Annotated in this window: 12 protein-coding genes; 5 read left to right on the forward strand and 7 right to left on the reverse strand. The window is 48.8% G+C overall.

All coding sequences use genetic code 11. The annotated features are described in order from the left end of the window. Window positions 1–176 precede the first annotated feature (176 nt). Entirely contained in the window at window positions 177–590 is a 414-nt protein-coding gene (locus tag ACQUQM_RS08665; protein ID WP_432474074.1) for a bacteriohemerythrin, read from the forward strand. A 464-nt stretch (window positions 591–1,054) separates the two neighbouring features. Next, window positions 1,055–2,122 carry a histidinol-phosphate transaminase gene (hisC, locus tag ACQUQM_RS08670; protein WP_432474075.1) on the forward strand — a complete coding sequence of 356 codons (1,068 nt, stop codon included), beginning with the start codon at window positions 1,055–1,057 and terminating at the stop codon, window positions 2,120–2,122. A gap of 75 nt (window positions 2,123–2,197) precedes the next feature. On the opposite strand, the gene ACQUQM_RS08675 is transcribed toward hisC, so the two are convergent. Further along, entirely contained in the window at window positions 2,198–3,103 is a 906-nt protein-coding gene (locus ACQUQM_RS08675) for a diguanylate cyclase (protein WP_432474076.1), read from the reverse strand. Window positions 3,104–3,412: 309 nt separating this feature from the next. Here ACQUQM_RS08675 and ACQUQM_RS08680 point away from each other — a divergent pair, with 309 nt between their 5' ends. Further along, a complete protein-coding gene (locus tag ACQUQM_RS08680; protein ID WP_432474077.1) occupies window positions 3,413–5,053 on the forward strand; it encodes a fatty acid--CoA ligase in 1,641 nt (546 codons plus the stop codon). Between the two features lie 48 nt (window positions 5,054–5,101). Here the strand turns inward: ACQUQM_RS08680 and ACQUQM_RS08685 are convergent, their stop codons facing one another. The 3 genes from ACQUQM_RS08685 to ACQUQM_RS08695 all read right to left on the reverse strand — a co-directional run bounded on the left by ACQUQM_RS08685 (window position 5,102) and on the right by ACQUQM_RS08695 (window position 7,358). After that, window positions 5,102–6,274: a type III PLP-dependent enzyme gene (locus tag ACQUQM_RS08685; RefSeq protein WP_432474078.1), complete on the reverse strand. Its 1,173-nt coding sequence runs from the start codon at window positions 6,272–6,274 to the stop codon at window positions 5,102–5,104. A 122-nt stretch (window positions 6,275–6,396) separates the two neighbouring features. Continuing rightward, the gene (locus ACQUQM_RS08690) at window positions 6,397–6,999 is read right to left on the reverse strand and encodes a CBS domain-containing protein (RefSeq protein WP_432474079.1); all 603 of its coding nucleotides are present in this window, start codon (window positions 6,997–6,999) and stop codon (window positions 6,397–6,399) included. Window positions 7,000–7,052: 53 nt separating this feature from the next. Then, window positions 7,053–7,358 carry a DUF1127 domain-containing protein gene (locus tag ACQUQM_RS08695; RefSeq protein ID WP_432474080.1) on the reverse strand — a complete coding sequence of 102 codons (306 nt, stop codon included), beginning with the start codon at window positions 7,356–7,358 and terminating at the stop codon, window positions 7,053–7,055. A 205-nt stretch (window positions 7,359–7,563) separates the two neighbouring features. Between ACQUQM_RS08695 and ACQUQM_RS08700 the strand changes: the two genes are divergently transcribed. Then, complete coding sequence (locus ACQUQM_RS08700) at window positions 7,564–9,018, forward strand: PLP-dependent aminotransferase family protein (RefSeq protein WP_432474081.1); 1,455 nt, start codon at window positions 7,564–7,566, stop codon at window positions 9,016–9,018. 180 nt (window positions 9,019–9,198) lie between these two features. Next, window positions 9,199–9,426 (forward strand): hypothetical protein, encoded by a 228-nt coding sequence (locus ACQUQM_RS08705; RefSeq protein ID WP_432474082.1) that lies wholly within the window; start codon window positions 9,199–9,201, stop codon window positions 9,424–9,426. A 253-nt stretch (window positions 9,427–9,679) separates the two neighbouring features. On the opposite strand, the gene rlmF is transcribed toward ACQUQM_RS08705, so the two are convergent. From rlmF to ACQUQM_RS08720, 3 genes are all read right to left on the reverse strand, one after another. Further along, window positions 9,680–10,720 (reverse strand): 23S rRNA (adenine(1618)-N(6))-methyltransferase RlmF, encoded by a 1,041-nt coding sequence (gene rlmF, locus ACQUQM_RS08710; RefSeq protein ID WP_432474083.1) that lies wholly within the window; start codon window positions 10,718–10,720, stop codon window positions 9,680–9,682. 67 nt (window positions 10,721–10,787) lie between these two features. Then, window positions 10,788–11,351, reverse strand: coding sequence for a hypothetical protein (locus ACQUQM_RS08715; RefSeq protein ID WP_432474084.1), 564 nt, complete (start codon window positions 11,349–11,351; stop codon window positions 10,788–10,790). Between the two features lie 252 nt (window positions 11,352–11,603). Further along, on the reverse strand, window positions 11,604–12,533 hold the full coding sequence (locus ACQUQM_RS08720; RefSeq protein ID WP_432474085.1) for a c-type cytochrome: 930 nt from the start codon (window positions 12,531–12,533) through the stop codon (window positions 11,604–11,606). Window positions 12,534–12,623 lie beyond the last annotated feature (90 nt).

A 12,623-nucleotide genomic window follows, 5' to 3' on the forward strand; every position in this document is an offset into this window, starting at 1 on the left:
ACCAGATGACCAACAAAGCGACAATTAACTTGCCACCCTGCCTCAGAAAAGGGGCAATAAAATGCTTAACCATTAGTCGTACTACCCGGATATACTTGATTTCAGACAATGTGAGGTAACGCAGTTGCAATACTATTAACAGCCATTTAACCGGCTACGAGATGTATATGCCCCTGATGAGCGATGCTGTTATTCCCCAGGTTGAACTGGATTTTATGAACACTGACCATGCTGCAGCGACTTCCCAGATTAATGCCCTGGATATGCTGTTAAGCCTGGTCGCTGAAGGAGACCAGGAAAGCCTTGATACCGTTGAAGCAACCCTGCAGTCGGTTTATCAGCATAGTGTTGAGCATTTTTCCCGGGAAGAGGCTGAGATGGTTCGGGTAGGATTCCCCGCGTATGGTTGCCATAAAGGGGAACACGAACGGGTACTGGAAGAGCTTCGCGCAATTCTTCAGGAATGGCAGCAGAATAAAGATATCAATCTGCTACAAAATTATGTCCGCAACACACTACCGGGATGGCTACAGGCTCACGTCGAGACGATGGACACTGTCACCGCTATGTTCGTCGCTTCCAGAGGCTGATCCGCCCCTGCGTCCTGATTATTACCTGCGCAGGCACCTTGCTACATATAGTCCTCAGAGCGCAGATGATAACGGTATAAATAAACATTACATATTTTTATATCCATGTATTTCAGTAGGTTACGTATAAAGTGAAAATAATTTTAAAAATTTGCATTTTTTTATGAACTTAATCTGAACAGCCCCCTCTAAGAATTTACATCAACGTTGTTAAGTAAGACCTGAGTATGCCCGGGACCCCTTCTTCCCGGGCATTCTTTTTTCTGGCATGTACTATTCTCTTACCACCCGGCCCCATTACAAAACTCAGTAAAATCAGTCCCCCCCCCCCCCCTAACTGCAGCAGCCTTACCTTCAGACAATATTATTTGTCTAATTTCTTTTCGCTGATATGTAAGCAACAGCCCAGTTTTGCTATGCTTCATCATTCCTTATTAATACCCTGCATAGTGATCTGCCAAACCATGAGCAAGTACTGGAGCCCGGCTATTAATCAGCTGACACCTTATGTCCCCGGCGAACAGCCGAAAGTTGATAATCTGATTAAGTTAAACACCAACGAAAATCCCTATCCTCCGTCGCCCCGCGCCGCTGATGCCCTGAATAACTATCCTAAGGATCGTCTGCGTCTGTACTGCGATCCGGAAGCGACGGCATTGAAAAACGCTCTGGCAGAGCATTTTGAACTCGACTACAACAATATCTTTGTTGGCAACGGCTCCGATGAAGTACTGGCGCTGGCATTTATGGCTTTTTTCCGCCAGGACAAACCCATCCTGCTACCGGAAACGACCTATAGTTTCTACGATGTCTACTGTAAGTTGTACGACATTGAGTACCGCCAGCTACCGTTAACCGGCCAGTTTGAAATCAATCTGGAAGAGTATCAGCAGGCCAATGGCGGCATTATTTTTGCCAATCCTAATGCACCAACAGGCCGCCTGCTGCCACTGGAGCAGATCGAAACCCTGCTGCAGAAAAATAACGGCTCAGTGGTTATCGTTGATGAAGCGTATATTGATTTCGGTGGGCATTCTGCGGTTGAGCTGGTCAATAAATACGATAATGTTCTGGTAATCCAGACCTTCTCTAAATCCCGCAGTCTGGCGGGCTTACGCGTCGGTTATGCGCTGGGGCATCCGGAACTGATCGAAGGCCTGGAACGGGTCAAAAATTCGTTTAACTCCTATCCACTGGACAGCCTGGCAATCGCAGGTGCCGTGGCGGCCCTGCAGGACGACGAATACTTCCGCGAAACCACCAACAAAATCATTGAGTGTCGTGAATGGACAGTTAAAGCGCTCGGACAGCTCGGTTTTGACGTGATTCCGTCGGCAACCAACTTTGTCTTCACCTGTCACCGCACTATCGCGGGAGCAGACCTGATGGCCCACCTGCGTAGTCAGGGCGTACTGGTACGTCATTTCAGCAAACCCGGTATCGATAACTTTCTGCGCATTACTATCGGCACCTACGACGAAATGCAGGCACTGATCGACGCACTCAAGCTTTACCCGGCCATCGGCGAATAAAGCCTTCAACGTCTGCCATAAAAAAAGCCACCCAGAGTGGCTTTTTTAATCTAAACGGCATCGTCCTGTAACAACTTACTGATCGCCCTCAACGCGATTACCGCCGAGCCGCTTCGCATTAATCAGGTAATTCTCTGAACGGCCAAACATCGCCTCGGCACTATCACTCTCCGGTAGCAGGGTAGCCACGCCGATACTGACCGTAAAGCCGACATCTATACCTGATGATGGTGCAGACAGATCCACCACCATGTTGTGGACCCGCTGCGCAGCCAGCAGCCCCTGCTCCTGATTGGTTTCCGGTAGTAATATGGCAAAATCATCGTCGCCAACCTTAGCCAGGAAATCAGCCGTTCGTTTCAGGCTGTTTAGCGATCCCGCCAATCGTTTCAGAATCTGGTCACCAACGTCCCAGCCCTTAGTGTCATTTATCAGTTGCAGGCTATCGATATCGATCAGCATCAGGCTACATACCCAATCATAGCGATGCGCCTGGGCTATCGACTGCGCCAAAACAGGCATCAGCGCCCGGCGGTTATACATCCCCGTCAGCAGATCACGCTGTACCTGTGAACGATCACGTTCAGCTTTCTTGCGCTGGCTGATATCTTCAATCCGGCACACTACACAGGGCTCATCACCGGCGGAAGGTGCCAGCCTCGCCTCAACCCAGCAGGCAGATGCCATCCCCCGCTGTTCCAGATGAGGAATCTCCTGCGGATCCAGCAAAATCTCTTTGACTACAACCTGATTAAGACTCAGCGCCTGATTAATCATGCCCTGAAAAATCCTTTCGATAGCCGACGGAAATATATCAGTCAGCTGTTTGCCGGTCAGGGAATCAGTACCGCCCCAGGGCAGGGACGAATTGGCATGGGATGAAAAAATTATGCCACCCTGCTGACTGATTACCAACACATCTTCCGACAACACATTGAGCAATGCATCAATTCGCGTTTTCAGTATATTGGCCTTCTGCATTCCTATGCCCTCTCCATCACACCATGAATGTATGCTGTCTTTATGCTGCATTTATAACATAGTAGTCCTGTTTTATAGCCGTTGAGGTTCCCATTCTGTGTAGCACGTTACTGAAACCTCACTTCCTGCTCCTGAGCCGATGTCCGTTTATGTTAAAAACCAGCGTGTATTAATCATTGTTGTAACCCGACACGGCAGTAGAATCAGGGTATATCCCTATTCTTTGTCGGCACGACTATACTGTGACGGAGAAGTAATGCGGACAACCAATACGGAACAATAATAACGATCCATAAGGCAGGCTGAAGCATGAAAACAAGAATAATTGAAACATCGGAAAACGCTTACACTTACCCACTGTTGATTAAGAGCCTTCTGCTCTCAGGTCAGCGTTATGAGCCTCACCATGAAATCGTCTACAGCGACGTCATACGCTATGACTACACCACCCTCAACAAGCGCATCAGTAAGCTCGCCAACGCGCTCAGCGCAGCAGGTGTTCAGGCGGGAGATACTGTGGCTGTAATGGACTGGGACAGCCATCGCTATCTGGAGGCGTATTTCGCCATTCCGATGATCGGCGCCATTATTCACCACGTTAACGTTCGTCTGAGTCCGGATCAGATCGCCTACACAATGAATCACGCGGCCGATGACTATGTCATGGTGCATGACGACTTTCTGGCCCTGGCCGAAGGGATCAGCAGCCAGATCCCAAGCGTTAAAAACTATATTCAACTGACCGACGAAGCGCAGGCCTGCGACACTTCTCTACCGGTTATAGGCGAGTATGAAGCCCTGCTCAGCGACGCATCCGAGGACTATGAGTTTCCCGACTTTGATGAAAACTCGGTTGCAACCACATTCTATACCACCGGTACTACCGGCAACCCAAAAGGGGTCTGCTTCAGTCATCGCCAGTTGGTGCTGCATACACTCAACATGGTCTCTATGCTGGGCATCTATGAAGGGCAGCCATTACTGCGCTCTGAAGACGTCTATATGCCGATGACGCCGATGTTCCACGTGCATGCCTGGGGCGTACCTTATGCGGCAACCATGATCGGCGTAAAACAGGTTTATCCGGGACGCTACGAGCCTAACAAGATGGTTAAGCTGTTCCGCGAAGAAGGCGTGACATTCTCCCACGGAGTGCCCGCCGTTCTACAGATGATTCTGAGTTGCGATGAAGCGGCTAAAACCGATCTCAGCGGCTGGAAGATGCTGACCGGTGGCAGCGCCCCTACCGCAGGACTCGCTAACGAAATGGCCGAACGCGGGGTACAATTTTTTACCGCATACGGGATGTCTGAAACCTGCCCTCTGCTGACGCTGGTTCATCTGCACGAAAGTGAGCGGGATCTGGCACTGGCCGATCAGGTAGCCGCCCGAACCAAAACCGGCGTACCGGTCAGTATGGTAGACCTGCGCATCGTCGACCCAGAGGGCAATGCTGTCCCCCATGACGGAGAGTCCGTCGGTGAAATCGTAGTACGCGCCCCCTGGCTAACCCAGAGCTATTACAAAGAGCCCGAAAAATCGGCAGAACTTTGGCATGGCAACTGGCTACATACCGGTGATGTGGCATCGATTGACTGCAATAATACGGTGCAGATCAAAGACCGGATCAAAGATGTAATAAAAACCGGCGGCGAATGGGTCTCCTCTCTGGAACTGGAAAGCCTGATTAGCCAGCAGGGTCAGATTGCTGAGGTGGCAGTAGTGGGCATTCCTGATGAACGGTGGGATGAACGGCCTTATGCGCTGGTGGTTCCGGTAGCCGGAGCAGAGTTAAGCGGAGAACTGATCAAACAGCACCTGCAGCAGTATGTCGATCAGGGCCGCATCAATAAGTGGGCAATTCCGCAGCAGATTGAGATCACCACCGAGATCCCGAAAACCAGCGTCGGCAAGATCAATAAGAAACTGATTCGCAGTAACCTGCAATAACAATAACCGACATCCTTAAACAAAAAAGCCCGCAAAAGCGGGCTTTTCTTATTCGACGCAGTAGTATTTCAGCGGCGGAAATCCGTTGAATTCGATCGAACAGTAAGTCGTGGTGTAAGCACCGGTAGAGAACCAATACAACCGATCGCCAATTTCCAGAGACAACGGCAGTTCGTACTTATGATTCTCATACATGATATCCATACCATCACAGGTCGGTCCCGCCAAAACCACTTCTTCGGTGGTTCCGCTGCGCTCGGTACATAACGGATATTTAATCGCTTCACCCAATGACTCAATCAGGCCATTAAACAGACCTACATCGGTAAACACCCAACGGTTCAGCGCAGTATTGGATTTACGTGAAATCAGCACGGTTTCGCTGACCATCAAACCACAGTCACCGACTAAAGAGCGTCCCGGTTCGAGAATGATTTCCGGGGGATTATCACCAAAGTCTTCTTTCAGGAAACGAATAATCTCACGACAGTAAGTCGCAAAATCATTGGCTTTGGTCAGATACTGCGCCGGAAAACCGCCGCCCATGTTGATCATTCGTAAGGTGATAGCCTGGTCGTCCCGCAAACGCTCGAAAATAAACTTAACCTTGGCAATAGCGGCATCCCAGACGTCGATGTTGCGCTGCTGGGAGCCAACATGAAATGAAATACCGTGCGGTTCAAGGCCCAGTTTATTCGCTAACACTGCTAACTCAACAGCCATCTCAGGGTTGCAACCAAACTTACGCGACAGCGGCCAGTCCGCCCCTTCCGATCCTTCGGTCAGAATCCGGATATATATTTTAGAGCCCGGTGCATACTCAGCGATATTACGCAGATCGGCTTCGGAGTCGGTGGCAAAAAGGCGCACCCCGCGCTCGTAAAAATAGGCGATATCCTTGCGCTTTTTGATGGTATTACCGAAACTGATCCGGTCAGGGCTGACATCGTGGTCCAATACCTGATCCAGCTCGTATATAGATGCGATATCGAAACTGGAACCCATATCAGCCAGCAAGCCCAGAATTTCAGTCGCTGGATTCGCTTTCACCGCGTAATAGATAGAGGCGAAATTAAACCCCTCCTGCAACTCCCGATACTTCTCTGCCACTGTCGGCAGATCGATCAGCAGGAAAGGCGTCTCATAACTGTCCGCAGCCGCTTTCAGGCGGGACCACTTGGTATTAGATATATGTTCAGGCAGTTGCATCGCAGTACTCAAAAACAGGGTTTCAGCGGTGATAAAATCAAGCGCCGAAGTATAGGTAAAAAGCGGCCGCTGTAAAGCAAATTATCTTCCCTGCCAGCAACTATGGAGCCCAATCTGAATAATCGATCGATATTTTATAATTCGCCCCCCTGGGTGACTATTTTTTCAATCTCAGCAAAGGATTTAGCCTCATACATAACATCGAAACCAACCTTGAGCTTGCGGGAGATATCGCTGGCAGAAATAATACCCCTGATGCGCTTAATTCCCAGCGCGCTTTCATCAACCACCAGCAGGTGCTGATCACCCGAACTTTTCAGGGTGAGCATTATATCCCCGATTCGCGAGTGCTGAACCTGGTCAAATGTCAGGGAACGCAAATGCAGTTTATCCAGCATGATATGAGAAACGTTAACCTCCTCACGACTGACGCTATGGCTGCTCATATACACCATCACCTTGTTGCCCATTATATCCTGGGCAGTGATCACGCCGCTGAACTTACCCGCGACGCTGGTCACAAACAACATTCGCACATGCTGACTCTTCATTCTTTCCAGCGCCTCATCAACCGCTAAAGATTCCAGCACAGTAACGGGTGAAACTACAGAAAAGTCGGTCATAACTTCAACAGCAGGGCTGCGCAGATTAACTAATTGATTAATCGTTTCCGGTGATAACAAGTGATCGACATCGCAGTTATCCTGCAGCCGCATGGGATAAAATTCCTGAAACATAAGACTCCTCCTGAGTGGCAATCCATTCATAATAGACGCCAACCGGGAATGTTTCAGTAAAGGCTAACCAATACCGTGACAAGGATCAGGCTAAATACAGAGCAACCCGCGATCCGCTTTGCCGATACTGCAGTGACGCTGTCGCGACAATCGGTTACTGGCGCCGGAGCTAGCTCATCAACGTCATATCCGGGCAGACCTTTCCAGGCCGGTTTACCTGCTTCAGCGAGCGCTTCAGCACGACTGATACCAATATCCTTCAACGCTCTGTTATCTAAGGTCAGCAGCTGCCGCCTTGAGCGATAATTGAATGCCATGCCACGAAATTTATTTACCAGACTGCCACTGAAAACTCTCATAACCGTTCCCTCATCAACTGAACCAACACACATATGTCTCCTGTACATATGCTCAATAAAGTCACTTCAGTTTATGGATACATCTGCTACCATTACAGATTCAAAAAAAATTAAATTAATGCAATACAGATCTACAATTAACCATCTGTACTGCTTTCCAGGCTCTTAATCTGTACTGCCTGGATAATCTGTAATGGGGTTTGGCATGAAACTGTACGAACAGGTCGCACAAAACCTGCGAGAACGGATAGAACTGGGCTATTACCACACCGGCGATAAACTTCCTTCCGTACGCGCACTCAGTCAGGAACACGGCGTCAGCATATCTACGGCTCAGGAAGCTTTTGGCTTACTTATAGATGACGGCATCATCGAAGCCCGCCCCAAGTCAGGCTACTATGTTCTGCAACAACAAACCCCACCTACGCTGCCCGAAACCAGTCGTCCAATGCAGCAGCCTCTGGCTGTGTCTCAAGGCCATAACCTACTGCACCTGATCAATGAATATGGCGCAGAAGAAATGACCCAGCTAAGCCTGGCTCTACCCGACCTGAGTACGCCAACGCTTAATCCACTCATTAGAATAACCGCTGAGATAAGCCGCACTATGACGGCCAGAATTCTTAGCTACGACTATATTCGGGGGACCGATGAGTTGCGAAGGCAGATTGCGCGGCTGACAATCGATTCCGGCTGCCGCATTCATCCTGATGAAATTATTGTTACCACCGGCTGCCAGGAAGCACTGTCCAGCAGTCTGCGGGCCGTTACTCAACCCGGCGATATTGTAGTGGTCGATTCACCCAGCTTCTTTGGCTCGCTGCAAGCGATCGAAATGAACGGCGTTAAAGCGCTTGAGATACCCACCCATCCGGAAACCGGCATCAGCCTCGAAGCCCTGCAACTTGCGCTTGATCAGTGGCCGGTTAAAGCTTGTCTGCTGACCCCGACCAACAATAATCCGCTCGGTTATACCATGCCCGATGAGCACAAACCTAAGCTACTGGAGCTGCTGGCCAAATACGATCTGCCTCTGATCGAAGACGATATCTATGGCGATCTTAGCTACACCCTGCCCCGCCCTCGCACCATTAAATCCTTCGATACCGATGGCCGGGTCATCCTCTGCTCATCCTTTTCCAAAACTTTGGCGGCAGGTCTCAGGGTTGGCTGGGTGGCCCCCGGCCGGTATACGGACAAAGTGATGATGATGAAATATGTTTCAAGCATGAGCACCGCCACGCTAAATCAATTGGCCATCGCTGAGTTCATCGCTCAAGGCTACTATGAAAAGCACTTGCGTAAGATGCGTAAAAATTATCGTCGTGATCGGGATGCCGTCATCGGCTGGCTGAAACGGCATATGCCTGAAGGTACCCGGATGAGCTACCCCCAAGGAGGCTACCTGATATGGGTCGAGCTGCCTTGCAACCTGAGCGCCACCGAGCTGGATAAACGCGCCCACGAACACAAGATACGAATAGCCCCCGGCACGCTGTTTTCTGCGTCAGGTAAATATAAAAACTTCATGCGCATTAATTCCAGTAACAGTCAGGAACCCGAAGTGGAAACAGCCATAGCGACACTGGGAAGGCTGTGCCATGAAATGATCGAAGAAACTTTACTGCCCATTTCTGAAGTCCTGAATCATAAGTCTTAAGCTGTTGCTTAAAAGAAACAGAATCCACCCAAACATTAATATGCTTAAATATCAACATGTAGCACGTGAAAACTTATCATAAAAACCACTCACAAAGTCGGTCATTGTTGACTAAGCTTTCCTATACGTCAGGTAACACTGCCTTTCTGTATTTATTGAAGACAACCTGAGGGAACCATAGTGGATGGATACAACCTTGAATCACGTGTAAAAAGTCTCGAGGTACTCACCTCTCTGTTATTAGCTATGACTAACAACCTGCACGCAGGGAAGCCTGCTCCATTGGATACGCTTAAAAACTTATTACATGCGCATCCGGATATTTTGACCGAGGAGCTATTAAATTATCTGGAAGAACTGGAAAGCACAGCTGAGCTACTCAAACGCCCGGAAACTAATCTGAGCTGAACTACATATAGTTAAACGGAAGTTACCTGAAAAAGGGGTAATGCCTGCTGCCAGGCATACCCCTTATCCTCTATTCTGATGCCAGCAGGTGTTGCACCTATCTCTCAACATCGATCACTCAAACCAGCGCTCTCACGCCACAGCTGAACAGCATGATTTACCGAGCTACCAGTCATAGTCCATTATGCCACTCTCCTGAAGCCAGCTGGCTGCCACACCTATCTCTCAACAAACACCTATCTCTCAACATCGATCACTCAAGCCAGCGCTCTTCACGCCACTTTTGACGTCTGGCTTTACCGAGAAAGCTCCATGCGACAAAACGGCTAACCTTCTGGCCTTGTGCCATTGCGACCGTTTCAACCCGATTGGCACCTGCCTGCTTCAGACTGCGATAGATCGCCGGCAGGTTTTCTTTTTTAGAGACCAGCGAACTGAACCAGTAACACTGTCCTCTCAGCTCCCGGCTTTGTCCGATCATACGTTGAATAAATGCCGCTTCACCACCTTCGCACCATAGCTCAGAATTCTGCCCGCCAAAATTAAGATCGGGCTTGCTTACAGGCGATTTCCCGGCACGGATCTTAACCTGACTTTTGCCTCGATTCAGGTTATCCAGTTTACGCTGGCTGCCCGCTGCCGCATCCTGACTGCTGGCATGAAAAGGAGGGTTGCACAAAGTCAGATCGAACAGCTCACCGGGCTTAATGATATTGTTGAATATATCCATCGAATCAGGCTGACGACGCAGCTTCACCAGGGGCTTTAGTGACGGGTTAGCCTCAACGATCACCGCTGCAGTATTGAGCGCCACTGTATCAAGTTCAGCACCAACAAAACTCCAGCCATATTCACGACTGCCGACGATCGGATAAATACAGTTAGCCCCGACACCAATATCCAGGGCACGAATTTGTTTACCTTTAGGTACCACACCATCGTTATCCTGCGCCAGAAGATCAGCCAGATGATGGATATAATCAGCGCGACCCGGAATCGGCGGGCAAAGATAATTATCAGGAATATTCCAGTGAGCTATACCGTAGTACTGCAGTAATAAAGCCCGGTTCAGCGCTTTTACAGCAGCCGGATCATGGAAATTCAGAGTCAGGTTGCCGTACGGGTTTTCGGTGATAAAGCCGGTTAACTCAGGAGATTTTTCAGCCAGTAACTGCAGGTCATATCGCCCCTGATGTTTATTTCGGGGATGTAGTTTCTGGCCGCTCTGCGCTTTGCCCTTACTATTCGATCGAGCGGCAGATTTTGGTTTAGCTCTTGATTTAGATCCGGTCATCGGGAGCCCCTGATTCAGCTACAGTATCGCAAAACCCGGTATTGTACCTGAATCACAGAGCGGGTGATCAACGAATCACAATATACGGCAACCAGCGCTGGTCCAGATCGGCATCATCGATATCGAATTCACCGATCGGCGGTGCATTCATATCATCCGGCGGTGAAGCCAGCATATTCAGATCCAGTGCGCGAGCTTTTCCAACAATTTGCTCCTGCTCTATTGCCAACTGATAGTAGATACCATTCCAGAAATTTGCACCAAAGCTATCCAGTTTTTTAAACATAAACAGCAGGTCATGCTCCAGCCAGCGCAGACTCTCAAGACTGACTGTTCGCGGCTGTTGATAGGGATAAGGTATCGCACACCAGAGTTCCGGGCCTTCAAGGCATTTCATCTCTTTCATCGACAGGAAATAGTCTTTAAACAGACTATGATCCAGATGCAGCTTAAATTCGGAATCTACCGCATTCAGTGGAGTAAACTCTATCCACCCGATGTTAATCTCTTTACCCGAGCGATCCTGCAGAAATATCTCTTTTTCACCGTCTAAAGCGCCACCCGCCGCAAAAACAGTAGCCGAAAAAACGGGCAACAGGCCGATAACCAGCCATGCAATAAGTCGCTGCATATCCTTCCCCCTGATTGTATTAACAGCTATCAGTTTAGAAAGATCAGAGAAAAGCTCTATGGTACTTGAGTACTGATTTAACGGCAGTCTGAATGTGACACTGTTCAGTTAATATTGACTAAAAACCAGCAACAAGGAAATTTACCCAGGCCATCAAATTGAACAACGTTTATTTTTTTGCAAAAAAAAGAGGCTTCCGTACACATTAATCGGAAACCTCTTTGTAGAACCTTCAATCAGTGAACCAATGCCCTATGGAATTGCTTTATCACCACGGATCTGGTCGATATCCAACCCCCATTTAGCAAAGTTACTCCTTACTGAGTGTTTCTCTTCCATTACGATAGAGTTGTAGTGACCCATCTCTTCCCTTGGGTACAGAGACTTCTGCAAGTCAAAGTCAGGTCGCGGCTGCGCATCAACATAGATTGAAATATCAACAGCTTCTTCACGGGTCAGGTTGGCGTTCCCCAGCGGCATATTATGCAGCAGATAGGTTGGCAGTTTTTCCGGTTTACTCAAGCCGGCACCTGTATTGTAAGAACGTTCACCCCAAACCGGAGGAAATTTGGCAGCAGCCAGACCCTGGCCATCAGGCTGGTGGCAGGAAGCACATTTTTCAGTGTACAGCTTCTGGCCATTGACATAATTATCGTGAGTTGCAGCTTTAATCATCGGCAGAACCCACTTTTTACCCCACCACTCTTTGGTATAGAAAGGGTTTACCGGTTTTTTAGAATTCATAGTAACCGGCAGACCAGAAGACAACCAGCTAACATATGTTGTCATCGCTATAGAAGCCTCTGTATCGATAATCGGCCGCTTACCATTCATACTGCGCATAAAGCAGTTATTGATCCGGTTTTGCAGTGTCTGCACTGTTTTTTCACGGGGTGAATAAGCAGGGAAAGCAGTTGCAGTACCGATGAAAGTACCCAAAGTCTTTCCTTTACCTCCTTGCAGGTGACAATTACTACAAGTCAGATCATTACCTACCATATCCTTAGTAAGATCATGAGTATTGGTATTGAAGATAATATCCTCACCCAGCTTTACCATTCTTCCCAACTCGCCTTCAGGATAAACGGTTGGAGCATCTGGAATCTCAGGATTAGCCGCTGAAAAGCCATTCATACTGACTAAGCAAGCCAGTGAAAACAGCAGCGCTTTTTGAGTTTTCATGACGGTCGCCTCTCTTTCTCTGATTCAATTCTCAAGTCAGGAGAACGGCTCTAGCTCTTTACCGTTTTAACCTGCTTTTCAAAGGGTTAT

Source organism: Amphritea sp. HPY (assembly GCF_050870985.1).
Lineage (GTDB): Bacteria > Pseudomonadota > Gammaproteobacteria > Pseudomonadales > Balneatricaceae > Amphritea.

Bases quoted from the DNA above. Each gene is read 5' to 3' on its own strand.
- ACQUQM_RS08665 (WP_432474074.1), top strand. From the start codon at position 177: ATGAGCGATGCTGTTATTCCCCAGGTTGAACTGGATTTTATGAACACT.
- hisC (WP_432474075.1), top strand. From the start codon at position 1,055: ATGAGCAAGTACTGGAGCCCGGCTATTAATCAGCTGACACCTTATGTC.
- ACQUQM_RS08675 (WP_432474076.1), bottom strand. From the start codon at position 3,103: ATGCAGAAGGCCAATATACTGAAAACGCGAATTGATGCATTGCTCAAT.
- ACQUQM_RS08680 (WP_432474077.1), top strand. From the start codon at position 3,413: ATGAAAACAAGAATAATTGAAACATCGGAAAACGCTTACACTTACCCA.
- ACQUQM_RS08690 (WP_432474079.1), bottom strand. From the start codon at position 6,999: ATGTTTCAGGAATTTTATCCCATGCGGCTGCAGGATAACTGCGATGTC.
- ACQUQM_RS08695 (WP_432474080.1), bottom strand. From the start codon at position 7,358: ATGAGAGTTTTCAGTGGCAGTCTGGTAAATAAATTTCGTGGCATGGCA.
- ACQUQM_RS08700 (WP_432474081.1), top strand. From the start codon at position 7,564: ATGAAACTGTACGAACAGGTCGCACAAAACCTGCGAGAACGGATAGAA.
- rlmF (WP_432474083.1), bottom strand. From the start codon at position 10,720: ATGACCGGATCTAAATCAAGAGCTAAACCAAAATCTGCCGCTCGATCG.
- ACQUQM_RS08715 (WP_432474084.1), bottom strand. From the start codon at position 11,351: ATGCAGCGACTTATTGCATGGCTGGTTATCGGCCTGTTGCCCGTTTTT.
- ACQUQM_RS08720 (WP_432474085.1), bottom strand. From the start codon at position 12,533: ATGAAAACTCAAAAAGCGCTGCTGTTTTCACTGGCTTGCTTAGTCAGT.